23 protein-coding genes, 2 pseudogenes and 1 riboswitch are annotated in these 25,561 nt (G+C 38.4%); of the genes and pseudogenes, 13 read left to right on the forward strand and 12 right to left on the reverse strand.

The features are described from left to right. The first annotated feature begins 59 nt into the window (after nt 1-59). Together JO40_RS00425 and JO40_RS00430 are read left to right on the forward strand one after the other, a co-directional pair. Nucleotides 60-542, forward strand: a complete 483-nt coding sequence (locus tag JO40_RS00425) for a hypothetical protein (protein WP_044977319.1) — start codon at nt 60-62, stop codon at nt 540-542. Nucleotides 543-630: 88 nt separating this feature from the next. Then, nucleotides 631-1,578, forward strand: a complete 948-nt coding sequence (locus JO40_RS00430) for a formylglycine-generating enzyme family protein (protein WP_044977321.1) — start codon at nt 631-633, stop codon at nt 1,576-1,578. A 285-nt stretch (nt 1,579-1,863) separates the two neighbouring features. Here JO40_RS00430 and JO40_RS00435 read toward each other — a convergent pair whose 3' ends face one another. Then, nucleotides 1,864-2,616, reverse strand: coding sequence for an Rpn family recombination-promoting nuclease/putative transposase (locus JO40_RS00435; protein WP_044977323.1), 753 nt, complete (start codon nt 2,614-2,616; stop codon nt 1,864-1,866). Between the two features lie 286 nt (nt 2,617-2,902). Here JO40_RS00435 and JO40_RS00440 point away from each other — a divergent pair, with 286 nt between their 5' ends. The 6 genes and pseudogenes from JO40_RS00440 to JO40_RS00465 all read left to right on the forward strand — a co-directional run bounded on the left by JO40_RS00440 (nt 2,903) and on the right by JO40_RS00465 (nt 6,667). Beyond that, nucleotides 2,903-3,526, forward strand: coding sequence for an energy-coupling factor transporter transmembrane component T family protein (locus JO40_RS00440; RefSeq protein WP_245608931.1), 624 nt, complete (start codon nt 2,903-2,905; stop codon nt 3,524-3,526). Further along, on the forward strand, nt 3,514-4,299 hold the full coding sequence (locus JO40_RS00445) for an energy-coupling factor ABC transporter ATP-binding protein (protein ID WP_002674567.1): 786 nt from the start codon (nt 3,514-3,516) through the stop codon (nt 4,297-4,299). Before JO40_RS00440 ends, JO40_RS00445 begins: the two co-directional genes overlap by 13 nt. A 72-nt stretch (nt 4,300-4,371) precedes the next feature. Beyond that, nucleotides 4,372-4,806, forward strand: coding sequence for a cobalt transporter CbiM (gene cbiM, locus JO40_RS00450; RefSeq protein WP_245608932.1), 435 nt, complete (start codon nt 4,372-4,374; stop codon nt 4,804-4,806). A 7-nt stretch (nt 4,807-4,813) separates the two neighbouring features. Next, on the forward strand, nt 4,814-5,938 hold the full coding sequence (locus JO40_RS12965; RefSeq protein WP_044979641.1) for an ISAs1 family transposase: 1,125 nt from the start codon (nt 4,814-4,816) through the stop codon (nt 5,936-5,938). Between the two features lie 21 nt (nt 5,939-5,959). Next, nucleotides 5,960-6,148: an energy-coupling factor ABC transporter permease gene (locus tag JO40_RS00460; protein WP_044977325.1), complete on the forward strand. Its 189-nt coding sequence runs from the start codon at nt 5,960-5,962 to the stop codon at nt 6,146-6,148. Between the two features lie 32 nt (nt 6,149-6,180). Next, nucleotides 6,181-6,667 (forward strand): annotated as a pseudogene (locus JO40_RS00465) (hypothetical protein). Nucleotides 6,668-6,696: 29 nt separating this feature from the next. On the opposite strand, the gene JO40_RS00470 reads toward JO40_RS00465, so the two are convergent. Genes JO40_RS00470 through JO40_RS00480 form a run of 3 tightly spaced genes read right to left on the reverse strand, consistent with a single transcriptional unit; the run spans nt 6,697 to nt 8,675 of the window. Next, complete coding sequence (locus JO40_RS00470; RefSeq protein WP_044977327.1) at nt 6,697-8,019, reverse strand: MFS transporter; 1,323 nt, start codon at nt 8,017-8,019, stop codon at nt 6,697-6,699. Between the two features lie 24 nt (nt 8,020-8,043). Then, nucleotides 8,044-8,445 (reverse strand): type II toxin-antitoxin system tRNA(fMet)-specific endonuclease VapC, encoded by a 402-nt coding sequence (gene vapC, locus JO40_RS00475; RefSeq protein WP_044977328.1) that lies wholly within the window; start codon nt 8,443-8,445, stop codon nt 8,044-8,046. Then, entirely contained in the window at nt 8,445-8,675 is a 231-nt protein-coding gene (locus JO40_RS00480; protein ID WP_002668190.1) for a hypothetical protein, read from the reverse strand. The genes vapC and JO40_RS00480 overlap by 1 nt, the downstream gene beginning before the upstream one ends. A gap of 399 nt (nt 8,676-9,074) precedes the next feature. Here JO40_RS00480 and JO40_RS14970 point away from each other — a divergent pair. Then, nucleotides 9,075-11,133 (forward strand): annotated as a pseudogene (locus JO40_RS14970) (S9 family peptidase). A 109-nt stretch (nt 11,134-11,242) separates the two neighbouring features. On the opposite strand, the gene JO40_RS00490 reads toward JO40_RS14970, so the two are convergent. From JO40_RS00490 to JO40_RS00500, 3 genes are all read right to left on the reverse strand, one after another. After that, nucleotides 11,243-13,516 (reverse strand): oxidoreductase, encoded by a 2,274-nt coding sequence (locus JO40_RS00490; protein ID WP_044977329.1) that lies wholly within the window; start codon nt 13,514-13,516, stop codon nt 11,243-11,245. Between the two features lie 83 nt (nt 13,517-13,599). Continuing rightward, nucleotides 13,600-14,043, reverse strand: a complete 444-nt coding sequence (locus JO40_RS00495) for an aconitase X swivel domain-containing protein (protein WP_044977331.1) — start codon at nt 14,041-14,043, stop codon at nt 13,600-13,602. A 1-nt stretch (nt 14,044) separates the two neighbouring features. Further along, nucleotides 14,045-15,313 carry an aconitase X gene (locus tag JO40_RS00500; protein ID WP_044977333.1) on the reverse strand — a complete coding sequence of 423 codons (1,269 nt, stop codon included), beginning with the start codon at nt 15,311-15,313 and terminating at the stop codon, nt 14,045-14,047. A 136-nt stretch (nt 15,314-15,449) separates the two neighbouring features. Here JO40_RS00500 and JO40_RS00505 point away from each other — a divergent pair, with 136 nt between their 5' ends. Together JO40_RS00505 and JO40_RS00510 are read left to right on the forward strand one after the other, a co-directional pair. Beyond that, nucleotides 15,450-16,229 (forward strand): Nif3-like dinuclear metal center hexameric protein, encoded by a 780-nt coding sequence (locus tag JO40_RS00505; RefSeq protein ID WP_044977334.1) that lies wholly within the window; start codon nt 15,450-15,452, stop codon nt 16,227-16,229. A gap of 31 nt (nt 16,230-16,260) precedes the next feature. Beyond that, the gene (locus JO40_RS00510; RefSeq protein ID WP_044977336.1) at nt 16,261-17,919 is read left to right on the forward strand and encodes an ATP-binding protein; all 1,659 of its coding nucleotides are present in this window, start codon (nt 16,261-16,263) and stop codon (nt 17,917-17,919) included. A gap of 1 nt (nt 17,920) precedes the next feature. Here the strand turns inward: JO40_RS00510 and JO40_RS00515 are convergent, their stop codons facing one another. Together JO40_RS00515 and JO40_RS00520 are read right to left on the reverse strand one after the other, a co-directional pair. Continuing rightward, nucleotides 17,921-19,108, reverse strand: a complete 1,188-nt coding sequence (locus tag JO40_RS00515; protein ID WP_044979642.1) for a galactokinase — start codon at nt 19,106-19,108, stop codon at nt 17,921-17,923. A gap of 58 nt (nt 19,109-19,166) precedes the next feature. After that, on the reverse strand, nt 19,167-20,057 hold the full coding sequence (locus JO40_RS00520) for a hypothetical protein (protein WP_044977338.1): 891 nt from the start codon (nt 20,055-20,057) through the stop codon (nt 19,167-19,169). Nucleotides 20,058-20,250: 193 nt separating this feature from the next. On the opposite strand from JO40_RS00520, the gene JO40_RS00525 reads away from it, so the two are divergent. Both JO40_RS00525 and sufU read left to right on the forward strand, forming a co-directional pair. Further along, nucleotides 20,251-21,453: a SufS family cysteine desulfurase gene (locus JO40_RS00525; RefSeq protein WP_044977339.1), complete on the forward strand. Its 1,203-nt coding sequence runs from the start codon at nt 20,251-20,253 to the stop codon at nt 21,451-21,453. Nucleotides 21,454-21,487: 34 nt separating this feature from the next. After that, nucleotides 21,488-21,970 (forward strand): Fe-S cluster assembly sulfur transfer protein SufU, encoded by a 483-nt coding sequence (gene sufU / locus JO40_RS00530; protein WP_044977340.1) that lies wholly within the window; start codon nt 21,488-21,490, stop codon nt 21,968-21,970. A 3-nt stretch (nt 21,971-21,973) separates the two neighbouring features. Here sufU and JO40_RS00535 read toward each other — a convergent pair whose 3' ends face one another. From JO40_RS00535 to JO40_RS00545, 3 genes are all read right to left on the reverse strand, one after another. Then, the gene (locus JO40_RS00535) at nt 21,974-22,312 is read right to left on the reverse strand and encodes a hypothetical protein (protein WP_044977342.1); all 339 of its coding nucleotides are present in this window, start codon (nt 22,310-22,312) and stop codon (nt 21,974-21,976) included. Between the two features lie 322 nt (nt 22,313-22,634). Then, nucleotides 22,635-23,756: a ZinT/AdcA family metal-binding protein gene (locus JO40_RS00540; protein ID WP_245608935.1), complete on the reverse strand. Its 1,122-nt coding sequence runs from the start codon at nt 23,754-23,756 to the stop codon at nt 22,635-22,637. A 148-nt stretch (nt 23,757-23,904) separates the two neighbouring features. After that, on the reverse strand, nt 23,905-24,723 hold the full coding sequence (locus JO40_RS00545) for a DUF4198 domain-containing protein (protein ID WP_044977344.1): 819 nt from the start codon (nt 24,721-24,723) through the stop codon (nt 23,905-23,907). Nucleotides 24,724-24,942: 219 nt separating this feature from the next. Then, a riboswitch (cobalamin riboswitch) is annotated at nt 24,943-25,156 on the reverse strand. Nucleotides 25,157-25,561: the final 405 nt, after the last annotated feature.

Raw genomic sequence — 25,561 nt, forward strand, 5'->3', positions numbered from 1 at the left:
AGTGTGGAATAATAAAATTTAAATTAAACATACCGTAAAGTACGGGAAATGAGACTTTGATGAAGCATGTAAAAATATACTGGGAAGAAATCGATTCGTTTAGTATAGATGAGCTGGACAATTATTCTAACTTAGAAGAAAAATTAAAAGAAATTGTTGATGATAGTGATAGAGAAATTCTCGATAAAAACGGTTTATATGCAATTATTGCAGATAATAAGCAAATACTATACATAGGTGAAACCCATGAGCAAACAATAGGAGCAAGATTGGTTGGAGATCATTCTAGTTATGAAGATATACTTAATAATTTAGATGACTATGAGTATATATCTGTATTTGCAGGTGAAGTTATTTCTGTTTCAGGAGATGATGATATGGAAACACTAATTAAAGATGCCGAAGCCTGTTTGATTTATAAAATACAACCTGAGTTTAATGAGAAAAATAAAGATACTTGTAAAAATGAGATTGAGATCATAAATAGGGGATATTTCCCTTGGAGGAATATCTATAGTTGTGATGGCGATGAAGATGATTAACAGATAAAATTATATATGTTGATATTTCAAGGTAGTAAATAAGCCTTTGGATATACAAAAATTAAATTATTTAAAGGAGAAGTTAGCTATGAAAAAAACTAATTTCAAACTTAAGACTAAGGTCTTAAATCGGGCAGTATCAATTACTGCATTGTTGTTGGCTGCGGGAGTCTTATTAACAGGCTGTCCGCAAAAAGTAAAGGAAAAGCCCAAGCCTGTTCCTCCTATTGATAAGTCTTACACTGTAAGTTCAGTCGAATTTACCATGAAAGGTATAGCCGCTGTGGATGCCCAGTTGGGCGATAATGCTTACAGTGATAACAAGCCTCATACCGTAAGTTTAAGTGCCTATCTTATAGGGGAGACTGAGGTAACGCAGGAGCTGTGGGAAAAGGTGATGGGCACTAATCCGAGCTACTTTGATGGGAGTTCCGGCAAAAAACCTGATGAAGGCGAAGAACAGGGAAAGCGTCCTGTAGAGCAGGTAAACTGGTATGAGTGTATAGCGTTCTGCAATGAGCTTACCAAAAAGGTAGCGGAATTGGGAGAAAGCCAGTGCGTGTATACGGTTGAAGGGCATACCTACGGCACAGCTGACGCAGAGGCAAAAAAAGTACCTGACATGGATATGAACAAAAAAGGATTCCGTTTGCCGACTGAAGCGGAATGGGAATGGGCAGCGAAAGGAGAAACTGATTATAAATGGGCAGGAGCAAATACCGAGACTGAACTTAAAAACTATGCTTGGTACAGTTCAAACAGCGGAAGTAAAACCCATGAGGTAAAGAAAAAGTCTCCTAACGGCTACGGTTTATATGACATGAGCGGGAACATCTTTGAATGGTGCTGGGATTGGTATGTCACTTTGCCGGCTTCGCCGGGGGCGGACTATGCGGGGCCCACGTCAGGCACTCGCCGTGTTTGGCGCGGCGGCTGGAACAATGGCGCGGGGAACTGCGCTGTGGGCCTACGGAGCCACAAAAGTCCTGCCGACAGGGGCAGCATTGTTGGCTTCCGCTTGGCTTGCCGGCCTTGAGTCGATAAAAAATGTACATCCTGTACATTTTTTATCTTAGAGTTTTGCCTGACAGCAAAACTCTCGAAGCTGTAACCACCGCCATCCGTGGCGGTGGTGGATTAACTATTTAAGTTTTCTAAACCGTCCATTGGGCAGTTTTGAAAAACAATTAAGTATTAAAATTCCGCTATGGATGGTGATAGTTAGCTCTTAGAACAGCACACTTTCCACATATTGAAGATTAGCGAAACAATTTTAAGTAGAGACAAGGCCGCCCCGTCAGGTTTACGCCTATCCCCTAATCTACAGTTTCTCAATCTCTGATTCGGGAAGGCCTGTTATTTCTTTAATTAAAGCTATATCGAAGTTTTTTTGTTTCATAAGTTTTGCTGTCTCCCGCTTAACACTATCTTTAATATCCATCTCAAAAGTTGACATTAATCTATATTCTTGCCTTGCTTGTTCATTTTGTTTTACTGTTTGTATCATAGCCTCTATCTCCCTTGTAAATTCACTCTTTACTTTACCTGTTTTAAGGTATTCTAAAAATTCCTTTAATTCTTTGTCTTCGGCATTTTCAAAAGCCTCTGAGTTTATTATAATCTTTTTTGTTCCATCTTGTAAAGATGTGTTTTTATCTTCAATACAGATGTTTTCAAAGGTATAAACAGATTTGTTTTTACCGATAGCATCAAAAGTGCAAATAAAAATTATAAAGCTGTCATTTAAATTATTATAGGAATTTCCCTTATCCAAGAACGAGATATCAATAGCTGCTTGGTAAAACCTCATTCTTTTGGGTATATTCTTCTCGTTGCTTACCTGCATTTCGACATCGTAAAATTTACCGTTTTCTGTCTGTACCAGAACATCAAATCTTATCGATTTAGCCTGTTCATAAGTGCTAATACTGTGCTGTACCGAAATATATGCAATTTTGCCTATTGTATCAGATAATATCATTTCAATAAGTGCTTTACATAAACTTTCATTTTGCATAACTTTACAAAACATAAAATCGTCGATAAATGTTAAATCTTCAAACTTCTTAATCATTTTTTTTATTTTCTTCCTCCTCATTATATTTATAGAAAATATTTAAAAGAAATAGTAAAATATAAAAAGGTTTTTATAAATTGGATTAAATTGTGAAAATCAGACTCTGGATGTACATTTTTAATCGCCCCCCTTGTCTTTCTCCTCTAAAAGTGCTATAAAATAAGGACTCAAGCCAAGGTTATACGATTATGGAAAGGTTAAAAAAAGCACCTCACATAACTTTATATATTCTTTTCTTTTCTTTTTTTTATTCTATCTTTCGAGCATTAAGCACATAGAAGTTTTGATAGTCTGGGTTTTTGTTGTTATTTCCGTGATCTTGATTTTTTCACCTGAAAAAATTAAAAACCTTAAATCGATTCTCGGTGTTTTACCCTTTGTGATAATGGTGCTGCTTCCCTTCGTAATCAGGGGTTTTTACAATGTTCCCATAGAACAAAGATATTTTTCGGCAAAGCTCATCTTGCGGCTGATGTGTGCGATGATGACAATTTCATTTATTTCTTCAAAATATTCTTACCTTTACTTGGTTGAAGGCGTTATGAAGCTAGGCCTTCCCAATTTTTTAAATCAGATTATTTCCCTTACATTTAGATACTTTTTTATGGTAAGGACGGATATAGACAAGACTGCAAAGGCTATGAGTGCCCGCTGCTTTGACAATGCCCGCACCTTTGCAAAGGTTTCAACCTACGGCGAAATGATAGGCGGCTTTTTTTTGAAGGCGGCGGATCACGGCGACAAGGTTTATAATGCGATGAGGGCACGGGGCTTTACCTCCGAAACCAAATTTAAACCCGAAAAAATTGCCTCGCCCTTTTATATATGCCTTCTTGTTTTCTTTGTTTTGCTTTTTATAGGCCTCACAATAATAGAAAGATTTATGGAGATTCCATGGCTGTTTTAATAGAAAATTTATCCTACACTTATCCTGATGGAAGGAATGCAATCAAGAATATAAATGCTCATTTTGAAAAAGGAAAGAAGACGGCAGTAGTCGGTCTAAACGGTTCGGGAAAGTCGACCCTCCTTTATCATCTTAACGGAACAATTTTGCCTCAAACCGGAAGGGTGAATATTTTGGGTGAAGAGGTTTCTAAAAAGACCTTAAATTCCGTAAGAAAAAAATCGGGCTTCCTCTTCGATTATCCCGACCATCAGCTTTTCTTGACAAGCGTATATGAGGACATCGGCTTCGGACTAAAGAATTTGGGTATGGGCAGGGAAGAAATAGAAGCTGCCGTTGACCGTATCTTAAAAAAACTGAATATCGAGCACTTAAAAGATTATTCGCCCTATCAGCTTAGTTTAGGCCAAAAGAAGATTTGTGCCATAGCCGGTGTCCTTGTTATGGAACCTGAAATCATCGTGTGCGATGAGCCTTTTTCGGGTCTTGACAGCAAGGTAAAGGCTGCCTTTAAAGCTATCTTGGACGATTTTTCCAAAGAAGGCAAGACGATTATTTTTTCGACCCATGATCAGGATTTTTGTTATGAGTGGGCCGATAATGTTTATGTGATGAACGAGGGAGAGTTGATTGCAGGAGGCGATGCCGTGAGCATTTTTAATAATGCGGAAGTGTTGCAAAGAGCGGGTATAGTTATGCCTAAACTTGCAAGGCTTTTCGGTCATAAAAATCCGGCACCCCGTTCTGTTGAAGATGCCCTAAATTTATTGTAAATAAAAGGAGTCTTGATAAACAGTTCGGCAGAAATTCCGCCTCACTGTTTATCTTTGATTCAGGAGGAATTTATGCATATATCCGATGGAGGATTATCGACGGCTGTTTGTGCCGTAGGTTATGCGGCAAGCGCTGTAGGAATTGCCTTTGCCGTCAAAGGAACAAAAGAAGAGGATATCCCGAAAATAAGTCTTATGGCGGGAACTTTTTTTGCTATTTCATTGATTATGATTCCGATACCGCCGAGCTCGGTTCATCCGCTCATGTGCGGACTGATAGGAATTATTGTCGGGCGTAAGGCGCCTCTTGCGTTTTTTCCCGCTCTGCTGCTGCAAGCTCTTTTGTTTCAGCACGGCGGGATTACAACTCTCGGAGCCAATACCTTGATGCTTTCTATTTCTTCAATATTATCGGCAATTATTTTTTATAATTGGAAAAGCGATAATGTGCTTTTAAAGGGAATGGTTGTAGGCACGGAAATCAATTTTGCTAAAAACTGCCGATAATGAAGGTATGGAAATAGAAAATATATTTGATTACTTTAACGACATCAAAATAATTAGCAATCACGACGGATATTTTTACAGCGTAAAGGAAGCTTTAAAAATATTACTACTTGGACTTCTTTGTGGACGTAAAAATATTAGAGAGATACACGAGTGGGCAACTGAAGATATTATAAAAGAAAAACTTCGTAAAGAATTCGGAATAGAGAAAATACCTTGCTATTATTGGCTAACCTGTCTACTTAAATTGATAAACATAGACTCATTAAACGAATGTTTTATGAATATGGCTGAAGCTCTTATCAAAGAATACGGTACAGAAAAGCCTCTTACAATAGCGATAGACGGAAAAACTATCCGTTCAACAGATAAAATGAGCAGCTATGAAAGTCCGCTGCACATAGTCTCTGCACAAGTTGCAGAATTTGGTATAACATTGGCACAAAAATGTGTTAAAGGAAAGACAAACGAGATACCTACGGTTCAAGCTCTTATAAAAACTCTTAATATAAAAGGGCATATAATCGTTGCAGATGCCTTAAATTGTCAAAAAGAAACGGCAAAAATCATAAAAGAGGGAAAAGGGGACTATTTACTGTCGGTAAAAAGGAACCAGCCTTTACTAAAAACGGATATTGAAGAATATGTTCAAGATGAAATTTTAAGAAAACAAATGGAAACAGCTTGTAAAAGTGAAAAAAATCGTGAAAGAGTTGAAAAGCGAACAGCCTTCTGCACAACTAATTTAGGTTGGATGGATAATACAGATGAATGGGAGGGGTTAAGCTGTATTGGAGCTATTCATTCAGAGTTTAAGAGTAAGAAAGGAAAGAGTGATGAATGGCATTATTATATTTCGAGCAGAAAACTTACAGCTCAACAGCTATTGGATATAGCAAGAAAAGAATGGGTTGTAGAAACCATGCATTGGTTATTAGATGTTCATTTTAGAGAAGACTTTTGTCGGCTTTTAGATAAAAATCTACAACAAGCCTTGAACATAGGACGGAAAGTGGCGTTAAATTTGGTCTCGCGATACAAACAAAAAAATGCACCTAAATCTTCTTTGTCACACATTATGTTTAAAGCTCTCATGGATATATCTTTTATCAAAAAAATATTACAAAATTGATTTCCATGGGTTGTAGGAGCTTTGTCTGTTATCTTTGTAGTTTTGGTTTTATCGGTTCTTCTTATGACGGGCGGAAGTTTTGCAAAAGAAACCTTTATAGCTATCTTTGTTTCCCACTCCGTTGTAATGGCGGTCGAGGCCGTAATTACCGGTTTTGCCGTCAAACTCATAATGAAGGCAAGGCCCGATTGGTTTAAACGGAATTTATAGGAAAATCAATATTTTTGATAGAAGGTAAAATTATGAAAAAATATGCTTTAACATTATTGTTTTTGTTTGTTGTAAGCTTTACAGCTTTTTCTCATGCAATGTTTTTGGAGCTAGTAGAACCGGGAGTTTTTCAGGTACAATATGACGGCGGAGGTTTTACCCCCGGGACAAAGGTAATTCTTTATTCCGACGGAGGCTTTGATGTCATTCAAGAAGGTGTTTATAGATGATAATGGCTTTTACCGCTTTGATCCCTCGCTTAAAGTAATGTCGGCCGAAGCTGCGGATGGCGCAGGCCATGTTGCCTATTGGGAAGCAAGCGAAGAAGAAAGCTCAGACGAAGGCGGCTCTACCGAATCCGCTTCCGGCGATTCTTCTGTAAAATCTAAAAAAATCGGGAAAACAAAAAGACCTAGTAAGCTCCCCACAATTTTAACCGTTTTAAATACCTGCGCAATTATTTTTCTCTTTTTTGAATTTAGAACATTTAAAAAAAAGGTCTTAGATAAAAAAGCTTAAAACAAGTATCTAAAATATCGCCGCTCATTTTAACTTGAGTTCTGCTTATAATGAGCGGCAAATTCTATTTTTACATTTAAAAAAATTGTTATAAAACATAAAATACTGCCGGCAAAAAGAAAGACGGGATAAAAAATGCCTATTGCAGCGATACTGCTTCCGATAAGCATTCCTATCGGAGAAGATATTTGAATCAACACGGTATTAAAGGCAAAAAATCTTCCTAAGAATTCGGGTTGCACTTTTTTTTGGTAAAGGCTTGTTACATAGACATTAAAAACTCCCATGCTGAAACCTGCAAGCAGGGCGGATAAGCTGATAATACCGCCGAGTAAGATTATATTAAATAAAAAGTTATTTTCTTTTAAAAACCAAAAGTAAAAACCTAAAATCAAAAAAGAAAAGGCCGGCAAAACCAAAGCAAAAAATTTTATATTTTTACCGGAAACTTTTCGAGAAGCAAGGCTGCCCAGTATATTTCCTATTCCTAAGCCGAAAAAAACAATTGTTGAAAGAAGAGTTAAAAAAGATTTTTTATCTTTTAAAAATTTATTTATTACAGAAAAAGCCGACTGCCAATTAAACATAAAAACCGTCTTAAACTGATAGGTCAGTATGTTCGAAAAAATAGGTGTACAAAAAAAGTTTAAGCATGAAGCCAATAATGCAAATCTTAAAAGTTCTTTTTCGCTTAAAACATAGCGGTACCCGTCAAAGATTTTTTTTAACTTTGACTCCGCTTTTTTTTGCTCATCTTTCTTTTTAAAATCGTAACGGATAAAAATCTCGGATAGGGCGGATATAAAAAAAGTTATGGCATTTATTAAAATACAGACCTCACAGCCTAAGAGCATCACTAGCCCTGCTGCAAAGATTACGGCCGACATCGAAATTAAGCTCTTACTCATTTCTAAAACCGAATTAGCTTTTTTTAAATTTTCTTTATTGATTATTTCGGGCAAAATTGCCCTGCTCGAAGGTTTAAAGATGGACAGGCAAAAACCTTGCAAAACACTTATAAGACAAAACAAAAATACCTTTAATTTAAAATCTAAATTTAAAAGAATCAAAAATAGAATAAAAATATTTAAAACTAATTGAGCCGAGTCGCTTAAATATAAAATCTTCTTTTTGTTAAAGCTGTCGACGATTGAACCCGAAAAAAGAGAAAAAACAATTCTTGAAAATTTGGCTGCAGAATAAACAAGGGCAAAATTTATAGGATTATCTGTTTGAAGGGCGACCCAGATAGAAATAGCCACGCTTCCTATTTCATCGCCTATCAGCGAAGTTATTGTGCCGAAATAAATTAAAAATAAATTACGCTTTTCCGTTCTTTTTTGAATTTGCATACAAACATTCTAACCTTTGAGGACTCACTTTTCAACCCAATTTTCGAGTTTTAGGGTCTTTATCCTTTTAAATTCTTTTGTATTATTTGTTACCAAGGTTCCGTTATTATATAAAACTATTGATGCTATAAGTAAGTCATTAGGCCCGATAAGGGTTCTGCTTTTTTCCAGCTTTGAACGTATATCTGCATATGTGTATGCCGTTTGATCCGAAAATGGCTCTACTTCAAATTCTTTAAAAAACACTTCAAGCCGTTTTAGATTGTCTTTCTTTTTGCTGCTTTTATATGCACCCAATAAAAGCTCTGCCTTTACAATTGAAGGAAGCCTTATCTTAGAAGGCGGAATAGATAAAATTTTATTTTTGAGGGATTGATACTTTCCGTTTATAAAATAAATACAGATATTTGTGTCCAAATAATACATTATAGGAACTCCCTAGGGCTGTCATCTTCCCATTTCGGCTGTTCCGGTCTTTTAAAGGTTTTATCATCTACCGATCCGAAAAGATTTATAAATTCTTTGGAGTAAGAAGGCTCAATTTGAGGAAGAATTTTTTCCAAAACCCAGCCTGAAATGGATTTGTTTGCATTTTTAGCGGCTTTTTCAATTTTTTCAAAATGACTTTCTTTTACATATAAAGATATTTGCGGCATCGCTCCATCCTCCCCTATAGATAACCTCTAAAAACTTCAGTTTTTTAGAGGTTTACCTTAAGCTTACTTGCGATGTTTTTCATAAGTCATTTATAAATAAAGACTTATGAAAAACTCGTCGGGTATCTATAAGTATACAGCTTTTTTATTTATCCGTCAAGTATACTTGCAAGTATACTTGTCATATAAAAATCGGGAATTCAAAATCCCAAGATACCTGCTTCTCAGCATCTTAAAGCCGCCGAAGCGTTTTATGTTTTCGGAAGGGAATTTGGGCATCTATTAAAATGCCCTGTGTGTTTTTTATATCTTTGAGACTGCTTAATTTTACATAAACTATCCGGTAGACATAAAGTTAGAAAGGGCTTATAATGCACTCTAAATTATAGGAGAAATAAATTGAAACAATCAGATTTTGAAAAGCCGCCTATTGCGGAAATAAAAGAAACACGTTTTGAAAAGTTTGGGAAAACAAGAATCGATAATTATTATTGGTTAAAAGACAAGACCGATAAAAAAGTTATCGATTACCTAAATGCCGAAAATGCTTATACTGATAAGATAATGGCTTCTTCAAAAGATTTGCAAAAATCTATTTATGATGAAATTGTAGGCCGCATAAAAGAAGATGATGAAACCTATCCTGTTTTTGAAAACGGCTATTATTATTATAACCGTGTCGAAAAGGGAAAGCAGTACAGAACCTATTGCAGAAAAAAAAGCGTCTCTTGATTCAGCCGAAGAAATCATTTTCGATGTAAACAAAATGGCCGAAGGAAAGCAAGCCTTTATTTTCGACGACTATGTTGTAAGTCCCGACAATAAAAAAGCTTGCTATTTTTATAACGAAACAGGTTCCTTTGCGGAATTTATTTTAAAGATACGCGATTTGGAAACCGGAAAAGATATAGGCTTCAGCTACAACGGAGCCGTTACCGCAGCTTGGGCATCAGACAGTCAAACTCTTTTTTACAGTGCAATCGACAGCACCTTGCGTTCAAGTAAGATCCTAAGGCAAAAACTTGATGAAGAAAAAGGAACCCTTGTCTACGAAGAAAAAGATGTAAAGTTTTCCTGCTATGTGCAGGGCACAAAGACAAAGGAATTTATTTTTATTTCAAGCTCAAGTTCTACCACCTCGGAAGAACGCTTTATTTATGCCGATAAACCTGAAGAAGAATTTAAAATCTTTCTTCCCCGCGTTAAGGATACCGAATACTCCGTTTACCCGCACAAGGAAAAGTTTTTTATCCGCTATAAGGACAAACAAAACTTAAACGGCAAAATCTATTCCGCTCCACGTTCCTCCTATTCAGATAAATCTACATGGAAGGAAGAAAGAGCTCACGACAAAAATGTCCGCATTGAAGATGTATCCGTATTTGAATCCTACCTCGTATTGGAGCTTCGTAAAAACGGACTCATCGAGATTGAAATTAAGTCTCTTAAAAACGGAGAGGTAAAAAATATTTCTTTCCCCGAACCCGTTTATACGGCTTATTTAGGTGCAAACCCGGAATACGCTTGCGATAAGGTACGCTATATTTACACTTCATTAAACCGTCCAAGCAGCGTATATGATTACGATATGCTTACGGGAAAATCGGTCTTGTTAAAACAGCAGGAAGTTCCATCAGGTTTTAATCCGGATAATTACATTGTAGAAAGGCTTTGGGCAACGGCTGCTGACGGAGTGAAGGTTCCTATGGCCGCCGTTTATAAAAAAGGTTTTGTAAAGAATGGTTCAGCGCCTGCACTTCTTTATTCTTATGGAAGTTACGGCTACAGCTCCGATGTATATTTCAGTCCTAGCGTTTACAGTCTTGTTGAGCGGGGCTTTGTTTATATCATTGCTCAAATCAGGGGCGGAAGCGACATGGGAGAACAGTGGTATGAGGACGGTAAGCTCTTAAAAAAGAAAAACACTTTTACCGATTTTATAGCCTGTGCCGAATACCTTATTTCTCAAAAATATACTTCTTCCGATAAACTTGCAATAATGGGCGGAAGTGCGGGCGGTCTTCTCATGGGTGCAGTTACAAATATGAGGCCGAATCTTTTCCATTCTGTTGTTGCTGCCGTTCCCTTTATAGATGTCGTTACTACTATGCTCGATGATTCTTTGCCCCTTACAACAGGCGAATACGAAGAGTGGGGAAACCCTAACGAAGAGGAATATTATAATTACATGCTTTCTTATTCTCCTTATGACAATATCGAAGCAAAAAATTATCCGCACATGCTTGTAACCGGAGGTTTAAACGATTCTCAAGTGCTTTTCCATGAGCCTGCAAAATATACTGCAAAGCTGCGTGCAAAGAAAACCGGAGATAATATCTTAATCCTACACATGAACATGGATTCAGGACACGGCGGAGCTACAGGCCGCTATGACATGATTAAAGATACTGCTTTTGAATATGCCTTTATCCTTAACATGGCAGGAATCAATAAGTAAGCCTTAGCCTTAGAGAGTTTTATTATTGCAAGTTAAATTCTAAGGAAAGCCTCGAAAAACTTAAGTTTTTGAGGCTTTCTTAATATTAAATCACAATTTATTAAGCAAACTAAATTCCGGCAGCTAATCTTTGCGCAGCACGAGTTGCTTCCAAAACCTTTCCCGAACAAGAGCTGTCTCCGATATTATAAATTTCGGGAGCTATGTTTTTAGTTTGGGCTGCAAAATAAAGGTCGTCATCGGTTTTGTTTCCAACGGCAAAGACTATTAAGTCGGCCTCCAGTTCAATCTTTTGAGTTTCGGTGCCTATTTTTTTCGCAAGCGGGTTAGGTATGTTTTCAGGCAAGATGGGCTGCCAAGTATTATATGGATTAGGCACACCTTTCGAAATGTTTTTTTCTACAATAGCTTTTCCCGAATCAAGCCCTATAAGTTTTGCGCAATTTAAAAGTTTAACACCGGCTTTTTTCATATAGTAGATAAGGTAACCCCTGTTAGCAGTACAAACTCCTTTCATAAAATACGGAAGCATTTCCAGTACCGTAACATCTTTTTTGTGCTCATATTTTAGCCAATAGGCCGTTTCGCATCCTACAACACCTCCGCCTATTATAACAATCTTTTGAGCATTTTCAGCCTCTTTAGGATTTAAAAGAAGATCTACAGCCTGGATTGTCTTTATCTTTTCCATTCCCGGAACGGAAAGAGAAATAGGTTTACCTCCGTATGCAAAAACCAAGACATCGAATTTTTTGTTTTTTAGAAAATTGAGATCAACTTCAGTGTTTAAAGAAAGTTTAAAATTAGGCATAGACTTAGCCTTTTCTACCTTTGCTTGAAGATAGGTTAAATAATTTTCAAAATCATATTTAATCTTAGGCACACTTCCAGTAATTACGCTGCCGCCGACTCTGTCCGTTTTTTCAAAAAGTTCTACATTATGTCCCCTCTTTGCTGCCTTAACTGCAAATAAAATGCCGGCAGGCCCGGCACCTATAACACCGATATTCTTTTTTACCTCTGCTGAAGGAGCATCAAAGGGAAGAACATCTTCAAAACCTGTTCTGGGATTTACGGCACATTGAGGATGCCCTCCTAAAACAAATTCGTTGATACAGCCTTCCTGGCATCCGATACATGGCCTAATATCTTCTACCCTGCCTGCGTAAGCTTTATTGCACCACTCGGCATCGGCCAATAAGGGGCGGGCAAGCATTACCATATCGCATTCGCCGTTTCTCAATGCAGTTTCAGCAACATCGGGATAGCCCAACTTGCCGACAGCAACTACAGGAACGGGGATTCCGGCATTAGATATAATATTATTGGAAGCAAAATAATCTTTTACTATTTTGGAAACTTCAAGAAAGCAGCCTGCGGGCATTCCGCCCGGAGGATGAGGAAGCCACCAGTTATCATAGCATCCGAGGTCTACGTCAAAAATATCTACGCCGCATTTTACAAGATTTTTCATATAGTCAAGGGTTTCTTTTATTGTTCTTCCGTTTTTAAATTTTTTAAGCTGCCGAACTTTCATGCCTTCTTCTCCGTAGGTCTCATTAAGGGCAAGAGAAAGGTCTATGCGATACATTATAGGATAGTCGGCGCCGGCCCTTTTCCTTATCTCTTTTACAATATCAAGCCCGAATCTTTGCCAGTCGGCATATTTTCCGATCTTACGGCGGTTAAAGGCCGGATTGGTCAATTGTTCAAGAAGATAGCCTTCATGGCCGTGAAGATATACTCCGTCAAGCCCGCACTCCTTGGCATCGGCGGCAGCCTGCCCTGCATTTTTTATAATTTTTCCTAAGGCTCTGCCTGAAAGACGCAAGCTGGGAATTTCGGAAATATAAAAGTTGGGATTATTTGAAGCAGACACGGGAAATCTAAACTTGGTTAAAAGACATTGAGGATTTCCTACACGTCCCAGTCCCGGGGTTAATTGAATAAAGATCTTACTTCCGAAAGCATGACAGCCCTGAGCCAGATCCCTCCAGCCTGCAAGATTGGTTCTCGTTCCGTCGATACGCGGAAAATAAGAATAATTATGAGGCTCCGTTACCGAGTGATCTATTCCATGACTTATTGGAATAAGGCCGGTTGTCAATAAACCTACACCGCCTTCAGCTCTGGCAAAAAAATATTCAAGCATTTTTTTGTTTGGCCGTCCCGATTCTTCACACATATTTATGTTTCCCATAGGTCCCATGACAACACGGTTTTTAATTTTTGTTTTGTTAATTAAAATAGGCGAAAAAAGACGGGTATAGGGATAAAGGGCCTTAGTCATGCGGCCTGTCCCCCCTGCCCTGTTTTCAAAATCGCTTTCCATCCATCCGCCGTAAGCGTCCACCATTTTTTTTACTTCAGCATCAAATTTCATTCTTTTCCTCCAAAATAATTTTTATACTCTATAATTTTAATTTTTAGGAACCCTCAAAAAACTTCAGTTTTTAGAGATTCCCTTTAGTCTTCTACTATGACTTCACCGTTTTCTTTAACTTCAACCCTGTTTCCGCTTTTAACCGCTTCTAAAAATTCTTTTCCTAAATTATCGATTGTAGGAATACGGTTATCGGTAAAGTTTGCTGCAAGGATTACGCCTGCAGCAGCCAATGAATCTATCGGCTCCGAAAAAAGCATACATGCAGGCTGACGGCCCATAGAAGCTGCACAGAATATAACCATTCCGCCCGTAGTTGAGCCTATAGTCTGAGGGAGGCACAGAGCCTTTCCTGCTATTTCCTTTTTGTATATGTCAGGATTATTTTGATCGGAACAATGAGCCTTTTTATCGCCGAACATCAAAGCTTTTTGAAAGCTTGCAAGGGTATTAAATCCTTTAGAACTTACAAGAGCTTCTGCCGATACTGTACCCGGAACAATTACTCTTCCCTTAAATATTTTCATGTTAAATCCCTCCCGTAATTAGATCGGCTATTTCATCGTCCTTATAATAGACAGCCGTAGTATAGGTTCTAAGTTTATTGGAATTCGTGATAACCGATTTTTTTGCACAAAGAGGGTTATTCATATACATTAGGGGACAGGTTTCCGAAAAAATAAGGCCGAAAGATTTTAATTTTTTATATTCCTCCGTTTTGGAAAATTCCTTTAAAACACCCCGCGGCGAGGTCATAACCGTCGGTATCGAAATTTTTGATTTTTTATTTTGTTTTAACTTTTGTTCTATAATGCCTGTCCATTTAATAAGCTGTTCTTTAGACAGGTGAGGACAGCCTATAAAGCAGAGTTCAGGAGGTGCATTTTTGTTTTTTCTAATATCCGGATATGATGACCTTATCCTCAAAAGCTCGGATTCGGTAATTGTATAGACTTCCGCATTTTTGCGGATTAAAGAAGCCCCCGATTCTTTTGCTTCAGGCGTAAGATTTTCGACATGGTATAAACCGACGGCTCCGTTTGATGCCATCGCAGCGCCCATATCCTTAAAATAGGCCTTTACCTCATCATTCAGCTCACGGCCTAAAAACCTGTCCAAACCTTTGATATAGGGTACGTTTTCAACAGCCTTGATTCCTATTGCACTTCCCAAAAGTTGGGCTTCGGGCAGACTTTCGGTTTTGACCTCTACAATTAAATCGGCTTTACGCCCATCATCGGTCAATAGGCCGAACTCCGGCACCCAGCCTGCAATCAGCCCGAACATTTCGATTATACCCGAATTGCGGTTACACCTCGCTCCCAATACCGAGTTTGCATAATTAACGGCAGAAGATTCTGCCCAGCTTAAGATTTCTCCTTTTTTAGGTGTGTTCCCTACCTCGTCAAAATAGCAGGTACAAGTATAAGCGTCATCCGATAAAAGCCCCATAGCTTTAAGCTGTTTTTCATATTCTTCCTGTTTGCTGTACATAAAATGAAAAACAAGGCGTTCTAAAAAACTTTTAGGCACCGCATCATCAAGCGGACGAGGGTCTACCGTAAAGGGAATCCCTGAAACAGCTTCGGATTGGAGAAGTTCATCCATCAATTTATAGACCGGCTTCATAACTCCTATACCGAAACTTGTAACAAGGTGACCGTATTTCCCTGTAACCTTAACAAGCCTTTGGGCACCAAAAGCTTCACCATACATGACCAAGGTTTTTAAAACCTTAGCCTGCATTTCTCCTTGAGAACCGTTTAGAATTTCTTCTTGTTCCCGTGTCAGTTGCATACTCAACCTCCTTACTAACGTAGACAATTATATCATAATTTTTGCGGAAGGTAAATTTATTTTTTAAAATATAGAACGCCCTTGAATTCAAAAAGAATCTAAAGTATAATCAGCAAAAACGATGAGGATATAAACTATGAAACTAAAAGACCTCGACCTTTATTTTACCGAATTATTAAACATAGATGCCTTTGCGGCTCAAGACTTGTCGCAAAACGGTGTTCAGGTACAAAACAGCGGAAAAGAAATAAAAAAGGTTGCTTTCGCGGTGGATGCCTGCCTTCAATCCATAAAAGAAGCCGCCGAGCGGAAGGCCGACATGCTTTTTGTACACCACGGCCTTTTTTGGAGCCGCTCCTTACGGATTATGGGAAATCATTACCATAGGATAAAAGCTCTTTTAGATAACGACATCGCACTCTATGCCGTTCACCTGCCCCTCGATGCCCATCCCCTTTACGGGAACAACATCGGTCTTGCCGGCCGCCTTTCCCTTGAAAACTTAAAAGAGTTCGGCATGTACAGGGGTGTAAACATAGGTTTTTACGGCAGTCTTCCTTTAAAAGGAGTATCCGAAGAAGGTTTGGAAATAGACGAAATTGTAAATAAGCTTTTCCCTCAAAGGGAAAAAACGGCAAACATTCTTCCCTTCGGGCCTAAAAAAATTAAAACCATCGGAGTGATTTCCGGCGGAGCCGCTTCGGAAATAGATGATGCAATAGCCTTAGGACTTGACCTATACATAACAGGAGAGATTGAACACATTACCTATCACAATGCCCTCGAAAACAGGATAAACGTAATTGCCGGAGGTCATTATCAAACGGAAACTGTAGGCATTCAGTTGGTTGCAAAAAAGCTGGAACTTGATAAAAACATAGAAACCTGTTTTATAGATATTCCGACAGGCTTTTAAATTTTTAGATTAAGATGAGTTTAACCGGAATATGAAAGAAAATAAAAAGCGTATTTTAATTTTAGGAGCGGGACTTATGCAGGGGCCGGCAATAAGGGCAGCAAAAGAATTGGGCTGCGAGGTCATCGCAGTAGATGGAAACCCGAATGCGGTTTGTGCAAAAGAAGCCGACAAGTTTTTTCCGATAGATTTAAAGGATATTCCAGCCCTCATCGGCCTTGCAAAAAGTTTAAAAGAAAACGGCTTACACGGAGTTTTTACCGCAGCTACGGACTTTTCCGTATCGGTTGCAGCTATTGCAGAAAGCTGTTCTCTTCCCGGTCACAGTTTGGAAGCAGCCCGCCGTGCAAGCGACAAGGTTTTAATGAGAGAGTGCTTTGAAAAGCACGGCGTCCCTTCTCCAAGGTTCACCCACATTTTTAAAAGTGAAATAGATGAGGCCCTTCAAATTTTAAAACAAAAAGCCATTCAATTTCCTCTTACGGTAAAGCCTGCCGACAACATGGGAGCACGCGGCTGCCGTTTGGTCTATTCCCAAGATGAATTAAGACCGGCCTTAGAAGATGCTGTAAACTTTTCGCGGAGCGGCAAGGCCATTGCAGAGGAGTTCATCGACGGTGAAGAGTTTTCGCTTGAAGCCCTCGTTATAAACGGAAAGATTTTTTTAAACGCCCTCGCAGACAGGCATATTTTTTTCCCGCCCTACTTTGTAGAGATGGGACACACGATTCCATCGATTAAGAGCAAGGAAGAATGTGATGAGCTTATAAGAGTTTTTTTTCTTGGTATAAAGGCTCTGGGGCTTACAAATGGGGCAGCCAAGGGGGATATTTTTTTACGAAAAGCCGATCCGCAGAAAGACGGCAAAAGGGAGGCCTGTGTGGGAGAAATCGCCGCCCGTCTTTCAGGGGGCTACATGTCGGGCTGGACGGTTCCCTATTCTTCCGGCTTTGATGTAACTAAGGCCGCCGTCAAAATAGCCTTAGGCGAACCCTTAGATGAGCTTCCGCCTCAAGCTATGTTCAGTTCGGAACGAGCCGCTCGCTTTAGTGCTGAACGAGCGTGGATTTCGGTGCCGGGCATCATAAAAAAAATATACGGGCTTGAAGAAGCAAGGAACACAAAAAACGTAAAAGATGTTTTACCCCGCCTTTTTGAAAAAGATGAAACCGTTTTCCCTAAAAACAATGTAGAAAAATGCGGCAATGTCCTAAGCTCTGCGGAAAGCTATGATGAAGCAGTTAAGGCGAGCATGGAAGCCGTACAAAAAATATTTTTGAGGCTTGAAAGAGCAAACGACAAAACAAATCTTTTTTTTGAAAATACAAATCTTTCGATAGCCGTGCAAGGAAATTATCCTCCTAACTTTTTTAAATTCCCTGAAGATAACAGCACAGAGGAAATTAAAAATAAGACTTTTGATGAGCTATTAAAAAATTCCATTTTAGCGGAAGAAGATGGAATTCTTTATCCTTCGTTTTTTAAAGATTTTTTAGATAAAGCCTTTGATGTGCACGGACTTTCCATTCGGGAAGCAATAAAACACGCCTTTTCCCTTGAACCTAGGTTAAAAGAAAAGATGCTCAGCCTCCAAAATATAGGCGAGCCTTTAAACTCTGATCTTGTTCTGTGGTGGAAGTATTTTATACGCGGCAGCCTCCAAGGACTCATCTATTATCTTGATACCTAGTTTAAACTATAGACACTCCGTCTGAGGCTTGACAGGCAAAAAATGAAGCGGTAAAGCCGGTTTGTTCCGTGTAGGCCTTCCCTACCCTTTCGGCAAATTCTTCAAAGCCGTCCTTGTGCACAATGGCGATAGCACAGCCCGAAAAGCCCGCCCCTGTCATTCTTGCACCGATGCAGCTTTTTTCTTTTGTAGCTGCAAAGAAAAGAGCATCCAGTTCTTTTCCGGTAACTTCGTAATCGTCTTTTAGTGAAAGATGGGATTGGTTTAAGTAACCGCCTAAAAGTTTTAGGTCCTTATTTTTTAAGGCTTCGGCACTCCGCCTTACCCTGTCCATCTCGGTAACACAATGCCTTACTCTGCGGAAAATTTTTTCTCCCAAATTGGAAGTCAAGTCATCTTTTAAGTTTTCAAAATCGGAAACGCTTAGATCGCATAAAAAATCTATATTTCTTTCTTTTTGTAAAAAGGCAAGGGCTTTTTCACACTCTTCCTTTCTTTCGTTATATTTTGATTCCGTTAATTTACGGGGCTTATTGGAATTCATAATTACAATCCTGTAAGGCTCGGTTTCAAGAGGAATGTACTCATAGTTCAAGGAGGAGGTGTCTAAAAGAATGGCTTGATTTTTTTTACCCATTGCTATAGCAAACTGATCCATAATCCCGGATTTGAGGCCTAAAAATTCATTTTCGACCCGCCGGCCTGTTTTTGCAAGCTCAATGCCGTCAAGTTTAAAACCGAAGGCATGAGAAATAATTTTACCGAAACAAAGTTCCAAGGCCGCCGAAGAAGAAATGCCGCTGCCTTGCGGAATATTGCTCATTATTAAAAGCTCAAATCCCGTATCAGCCTTTAAGCCCCTTTCTTTTAAAAACAAAAACATACCGTTTAAATAGTTTGAAAAATCATTTTCTTTATCAAAGTTCAAATTTCCGTCAAGCTCAAATTCAAAAACTTTTTTAGACTTCATCGAACGGTAAAGTATTTTTTTATCCTTTCTTTTTCGCAGGGCAATTCTTAAATATAAATTAACGGCAGCGGGCAGCACGAGGCCTCCGTTATAATCTATGTGTTCACCTATTATATTTATCCGCGCAGGAGAGGCTGCAAAAATAATTTTTTCTTCCGAATTACCGTAAAGAGAAATAAAGGCATCTTTCAATTCCTGTATATCATTTGTTAGGTTCAAAATTTTTTCCCCCTCAAAACTCAAAAATCATCAAAATAATTTTATAATTCTAAGAACCTTAAGCTCTATAGCCCTTAAGCCAGCGTTTAACCGGAACGGTCCAATCATCTTCGCTTGAGCCTTCCAAAAGCAGACGTTCAAACATAAAATGAATGTGAGCACTCACATCTTTTTTATCTTGTTCGGAAAGCGTTTCGTCGTCAATAAACAAACTGTTAATAATATCAACTCCAGCGCTTATCGTAAATCGGTCTTTGAGCACATATAACATCATATACATCGCTGAAGGAATACAGTTTACACTGTGCTGTTTTACATACAATACACTTTCTATAATGCGCCGTGCCCCTTCTCTTAATTCAGCGGTATAGGCTTGGCGCTCATCTTCGGTGAAATCGCCTTTTTTAAAAACTTCAGCATAATACACTGAAGCAAGAATAACGATAGAAACGTGCAGACTAGGAACGCACAGTAAATGCGGATCGAGGGCGTGAATCATTCTAAACGCTTTATCCGCCTTATAATCGGGACGCTTTGTCGTTGTCATACAAAAACGGTACACCCTTGCAGCATCGGAATACGCCTTTTTGATGAGGGAAAGATATTCGATACAGTACGGCAGAGCTTTTTTTACGCCTATTCTGCGGAACAAAAAAGTCATAGGCCGAATCCAAAAATTGGTAAAATTCAAATAGATTTGCACTTTGCCGGGTGTAAACGGAATCAGCTCGTCCAAGGGGTGCGAGACATCCAAAACGGGAATGGTTTTGAAGCGCCACTTTACCGAAAACTGAAGCCAAAAAAAATCGCGCACAACCGTACGCAAAAAACGGAAAAGCACTTTCGCACTTTTAAGCCGGAACGGAATTACCAAATACGGAAGAAGTATACCGTAAGATTCTATCGGCCTTATGACCTGATCTTTTCTCTCTGCACAACTGTTTGCCATAAAGCCTATTATATCGAAAACGGAAATTCTTTACAATATACCGCATTGCGATTGTATTGAGATTGCCGGCGATTGAAATTGCGGCAATTGAAATTGCCGGCAATGCGATTGCCGGCAATGCGATTGCTGGACAAAAGGCTTATTTTTATGTAAAATGAAAAGAAAGAAATGCGCTTTAAGGAGCAATAAATAGATGTACAAAAAAGACTTTCCCTTGCTTATGCAAAATCCTAACATTCATTATTTGGATTCTGCGGCAACAGCACAAAGACCTCTACCGGTTATAGAAGGCATAAAAGAATATTTTTTACACTCAAACGGAAATGCGGGCAGAGGGTCTCATTCCCTTGCAATAGCTTCTTCTATTTTGGTTGAGGAAACACGGAAAAAGACTGCCGAATTTATCGGAGCCGATAAAATTGAAAGCATTATCTTTACAAAAAATTCTACCGAAGCCCTCAATATAATTGCCTATTGTTACGGCTTATCAAACCTCAAACATGGCGATGAAATACTTCTTGCTGTCTCAAACCATCATGCCAACCTTGTTCCTTGGCAGTTTGTTGCAAAACAAACAGGGGCTGCCTTAAAATTTATCTATCTTAATAAAAACGGCGCCTTGGACATAAATGATTTTAAGGCTAAACTTTCTTCAAAAACAAAGATAGTAGCCCTATCAAGCGTAGTAAATGCAACAGGACTCATAAACCCTGTAGAAGAAGTAATTAAGCTAAGCCATGAAAGCGGAGCCGTCGTTGTAGTCGATGCAGCTCAAGCCGTTGCCCACTTTAAACAGGATGTATCGGCTATTGACTGCGACTTTTTAGCTTTTTCAGGGCACAAGATTTTTTCGGACTTCGGAGCCGGAGTTCTTTACGGAAAAAAAGAGCTATTGGATAAGATGCCTCCTTTTTTATACGGGGGAGATATGATCAATTTTGTTACAGAAGAGTCAAGCGAGTTTAAGGAAGCCCCCTATAAATACGAGGGTGGCACCCACGATACTGCTGCAATAGTTTCTCTTAAAATTGCAATAGAATATATCGAAAAAATCGGTTATGACAATATAGAAAAAACCGTAAAAGAATTGGACTCTTACGCTCTTTCGGAATTAAAAAAACTTGACTTTGTAGAAACCTACGGCACCGATGTTAAGGAGCGGGCGGGTATAATCGCTTTCAACGTGAAAGGCGTTCACTCACATGACACATCTTACATATTAAACGAATACGGTGTTATGGTAAGAAGCGGACATCATTGTACACAGCCCCTGATGACTTACCTAAACATAAATTCCTGCTGCCGTGCAAGTTTTTCTATTTTTAACACAAAGGAAGACATTGATGTTATGGTCACTGCCTTAAAAAAAGTAAAAAGCGTTTTTTTAAAGAATTAAAAAAACTTAAAAATAATATTGATAAGGAATATAAATGGACATAGATACGATTTATCAGGAAATGATTTTAGAATACTCTCGAAAAAAAGAAAACTGCCGCGAGCTTTCAGGTGAAGGGGTAAAGATAGAAAGAGGCCATAATCCTTCATGCGGTGATGACCTTACCCTCCTTATCCGGGAAAAAGATGGTATTATAGAAGATGCTTCCTTTTTAGGGAGAGGCTGTGCCATTTCTACGGCTTCTACAAATATGCTGATTGAGCTGATAAAAGGAAAGCCCTCAGAAGAAGGCAAACGTAAGATAGAAATATTTTTTAAGATGATGAACGGAAATGAGGTTTCAGAAGAAGAAAAGGAAGAATTGGAAGATGCTCAAATCTTGGAATACTTTGCCGAAATGCCTGCCCGTATAAAATGCGCAACCTTAAGCTGGCACAGTGCCGATGTTCTTTTAAACGAAAAAAAGGAGGTGTATTTTAATCGTTGTTCTTGCACCGATGAAAATACACCCAAATAAAACTTATTTTTTAATCTGGTTTGATTTTAGTTTTACAACATGGCCTTCACCTGCATCAAAAATAATCAAAAAATCTTTGATCTTGATGTCGGCATACTTAATTATAGCTTCTCCGTTTTTATCAAGCGTAGTCTTAAGTATAATCTTTTTTTTCGAATCCTTTTCTTTGGGATTTTCGATTCGAATCTCTACACCTTCAGCAGATGCACCGTTCGAAAAACTGCCTTGGCAAAGGAATGTCCCGTCACCGTTATCATAGCAATTAAAGATAACACTATGAGCAAACAAAAGAGCTGCTCCCAGCACTAAAAAACAAATAAAGATAGCTGTTCTTTTTTTCATTTCTCTTTCTCCTATAAAAAGTCAATGAGAAAATATCAATTTTCGATTTGACTTTTTACGCCGTTTCGCAATACCTGTAAGAAACGGCAATCAATAATGCGATGTTTTGTGCAAAGCACAAAACTCGTCAGATAAACAGTGAGGCACTATTTCTGCCGAACTGTTTATCACACCTCCCATAAAAATTTTTTGAAGGAAGCCTCAGAGCCTTTTGGCTCTGTTCTGTAAGGAAATTTTTCATCGTATCCGCTAAAGCGGATAGCGAATCAGCTTCCGAAAAAGTATTAAAATTTGGGAACCTCAAATAGGTTCCCAATAAAATTTATTTTTTAACCTTAGTTAATCTCTCTAAAAGATTTCTTGCCTCTTTTTCTACACTTGCGGCAATTTCAGCGTCTGTAAGGGCCGCTCTGTAGCAGGTGGGAGTTCCTTCAAAGTCTTCAAGTTCTTTTTCATTATTACCATACCACAAGTGAAAATGCAGCATAGGAGCAGTACCATGTACAGCTACAAATGAAATCAAAGAATACATACCGGCATCCTTTCTTTCAGCCTTCATCGTCATATATGGTCTTGAAGGACTTGCACCGACACGGACATAGCTTGATCTAAAGACTTCTTTATCCCCTTTATAAAAGACCAGCTCATTTTTTCCGTCTTTTACAATAAATTCCAAGTGAGAGTAATCTTTAACGGATTTATCTCTTTTTTGTAATTCTGCAATAATTTCAGCCTTTGTAAAATCTCCACCCTTGGGATCTTTGCCTGCAAATTCTTTTACAACCTTTGCATAGGCGGCTTCGACCTCTTTACTTGTATTTTCAAAAATAGATAATGCATTAATCCATTTGCCGTGAACTGCATAAGATTCAAAGGGAGAAACAGGGCACCACTTAGGCATATTTTGGATTGAAGATTCAAACATTTTAACAAGGTCTGCCTCAGATGTGAATGCAGAATAGTATGTAGGCCATTTTCCTGCACCGGTTATAAGACGGTCAATACTTCGGCTTCCAAAACGGGCATGCCAGTGGATAGGGCTGTTTCCGTGAGCACTGGGAGGCATTGATATAAAATACTTAAAGTTTGCATTTTCAAGTTTATCTTCTACAGCCTCAAATGTTTCCCAAATAGTATCAGGAGACTCGCCGTCAGCTTTTTGTCCCATATATTTGTATTTGACGGAAATTTGCTTTTCGTTACCGGCTTTATCCAAGTATGTAAAAAGCACAGTGTTTGTACCGTCAAACTTTGCCTTTACCGCCGGAGCTTTGTACATATCCAAGGCAGCGGCTTCAAGGCCTTCAGGTGTATAAAAGGGCATATCTGCTGCTGTTTTTTTATAAGCTGCTTTTAAAGATGGATTATCTTTTATGATATCTGCAGAAACCCATTCGCCCTTCCAGGCGGCCAATTCCATTCCGGCTGTAAATTTATCATTCATTTTTACAGCAGGCATTGACTTACAGGCAGTAAAAATAACTGCGAGTGTAACCCAGTATAAGTGCAATCTTTGCACCCATTTTTTTATTAACCATAATAAACTCCTTTAAGTTAATATAAATTATCTATAAGCTAAATAAGGATATTCCTTATTTTAGCGGCATTGCCTCAATCCAGAGCACGGCATCCTGCGAAAATTCTTTACCCTCAAATTCTTTTACATTACCTGCACCAAGGGCAGCAAAACCCCAGTACCCGGCCTTGTGAGGAATAAAGGAGAAGTTTCCGTTTGCATCGGCTAAAATAACGGCAGCGGCATTTTTTGTTTTTGCCTTCTTCTCAAATTTGCTTTTTTTCATGTTTACATCAAAGTTTATGTATTCAACTTCAATTTCCGCATTGGGAACCGGTTTCCCTTTTGAATCGACAACAGTACCGCGGAAAACACCGCCGACCCAAACGTCATAGGGCTTTACCAAGGGTAAAATTTCGGGATAACCGTCGGCACATCTTTTTTCCCAATCTGTCGGACGCTCGTCCTTATTGATAAAGACCTTAGTAATCTGCTGAATATATTTATCTTCACTACCTTCATAATAAGGATGGGGAACTGCTACCAAGACCCAGTCTCCGCCCCCTTTAAAGCCGTTATCCCTGTTTAAGGTCAGATCATAGGCCAAAGCCGTATTTTCGGCAGTAGTAAATTCCGTTTTCTTTAATGAAGGTAGAAGATCTTGAATTTTTTCGTCATGAACCGAAAAGAATTTTTCAAAAACTTTGACTTCTCCGGCCTCGTTTTTACCGATATCCATTACTAGTCCTGATTCGGCAGGATGAGTAAAAACAATCTTGAACTCAACAGAATTGCCTTCAACAATTGAAGTCGGGGTATAAATCATTTGGAAGTGTGCAAATGAAACCATAGATACCAAGAATAAAAATAAAAATATTCCTGTCAATTTTTTCATAGAAAAACTCCTATAATATTTTTAGTCTAAAGACTTATAATCTAAGCGCAAACTCAACTGTAAACAAATGTTTACAATATACCTTATTTAAAAATAAAACGGAGATAAAATAATGAAAAAGCGAAAAACATAGTCTACAGCTTTGCTTTGTTTAGAAGAGACCGACAGTAAAATATAGCTGTACAATAGTTAGTTTTCCGATTTTCCCTCCCTCCGAAGGATTCGAAATACAAATAGGCAGGTCTCCTGACTTATGATTTAAAGTTTATCGCCTTCCCATATTAACAGTGGCTTATGCTTCCAATAATGACAAATATTAGAAATACAATGATAAACAAACTCAATTACAGTAGCGGGGGCTGTGCCGGTTTTTCACCGGTTTCCCTTTTAATCTTAAAAAATAATTTAAGAACCTTATTTGTCTATAACCTTTTAGTAATTATAAATATTTTCAAAAAAAAGCAAGGCCCCCATCGGGTGCATTCTACACGGAAATCAAGTCGACTAAAAACAGCCGATAATAAAAGTATGGAAAAGCTAATCAGCATTTATTAAAAAGGAATATTGAAGAGTATATTAAAATGGTACCAATATCAAAGCCCTCTCATAAAATGTTATAAAGAGCATACATTATTTTTATATTTTAGTCAAGAAATAAATAAAATTTAAGGCCTTTTAATTCTACAATCTCCTGAAACGGTCTTTATAAAAAGCCTCGGGCTATCCGTTTTATAGGATTTACTTAGTTTATATCGAATTGTTCTTCTTTTAACACGAGAGTATGCTCACTAAATTTTCCGTTTATAATACCGAATCTCAGTTGCATTAGGCAATAATG

This window comes from Treponema putidum, assembly GCF_000755145.1.
GTDB classification, from domain to species: Bacteria; Spirochaetota; Spirochaetia; order Treponematales; family Treponemataceae; genus Treponema_B; species Treponema_B putidum.

Coding starts and splice junctions, on each gene's coding strand:
- JO40_RS00470 (WP_044977327.1), bottom strand. CDS start 8,019: ATGCAAATTCAAAAAAGAACGGAAAAGCGTAATTTATTTTTAATTTAT.
- JO40_RS00520 (WP_044977338.1), bottom strand. CDS start 20,057: ATGGCAAACAGTTGTGCAGAGAGAAAAGATCAGGTCATAAGGCCGATA.
- JO40_RS00525 (WP_044977339.1), top strand. CDS start 20,251: ATGTACAAAAAAGACTTTCCCTTGCTTATGCAAAATCCTAACATTCAT.
- JO40_RS00435 (WP_044977323.1), bottom strand. CDS start 2,616: ATGATTAAGAAGTTTGAAGATTTAACATTTATCGACGATTTTATGTTT.
- JO40_RS00430 (WP_044977321.1), top strand. CDS start 631: ATGAAAAAAACTAATTTCAAACTTAAGACTAAGGTCTTAAATCGGGCA.
- JO40_RS12965 (WP_044979641.1), top strand. CDS start 4,814: ATGGAAATAGAAAATATATTTGATTACTTTAACGACATCAAAATAATT.
- JO40_RS00545 (WP_044977344.1), bottom strand. CDS start 24,723: ATGAAAAAATTGACAGGAATATTTTTATTTTTATTCTTGGTATCTATG.
- JO40_RS00490 (WP_044977329.1), bottom strand. CDS start 13,516: ATGAAATTTGATGCTGAAGTAAAAAAAATGGTGGACGCTTACGGCGGA.
- JO40_RS00480 (WP_002668190.1), bottom strand. CDS start 8,675: ATGCCGCAAATATCTTTATATGTAAAAGAAAGTCATTTTGAAAAAATT.
- JO40_RS00505 (WP_044977334.1), top strand. CDS start 15,450: ATGAAACTAAAAGACCTCGACCTTTATTTTACCGAATTATTAAACATA.
- vapC (WP_044977328.1), bottom strand. CDS start 8,445: ATGTATTATTTGGACACAAATATCTGTATTTATTTTATAAACGGAAAG.
- JO40_RS00500 (WP_044977333.1), bottom strand. CDS start 15,313: ATGCAACTGACACGGGAACAAGAAGAAATTCTAAACGGTTCTCAAGGA.
- JO40_RS00445 (WP_002674567.1), top strand. CDS start 3,514: ATGGCTGTTTTAATAGAAAATTTATCCTACACTTATCCTGATGGAAGG.
- sufU (WP_044977340.1), top strand. CDS start 21,488: ATGGACATAGATACGATTTATCAGGAAATGATTTTAGAATACTCTCGA.
- cbiM (WP_245608932.1), top strand. CDS start 4,372: ATGCATATATCCGATGGAGGATTATCGACGGCTGTTTGTGCCGTAGGT.
- JO40_RS00535 (WP_044977342.1), bottom strand. CDS start 22,312: ATGAAAAAAAGAACAGCTATCTTTATTTGTTTTTTAGTGCTGGGAGCA.
- JO40_RS00495 (WP_044977331.1), bottom strand. CDS start 14,043: ATGAAAATATTTAAGGGAAGAGTAATTGTTCCGGGTACAGTATCGGCA.
- JO40_RS00540 (WP_245608935.1), bottom strand. CDS start 23,756: ATGAATGATAAATTTACAGCCGGAATGGAATTGGCCGCCTGGAAGGGC.
- JO40_RS00425 (WP_044977319.1), top strand. CDS start 60: ATGAAGCATGTAAAAATATACTGGGAAGAAATCGATTCGTTTAGTATA.
- JO40_RS00510 (WP_044977336.1), top strand. CDS start 16,261: ATGAAAGAAAATAAAAAGCGTATTTTAATTTTAGGAGCGGGACTTATG.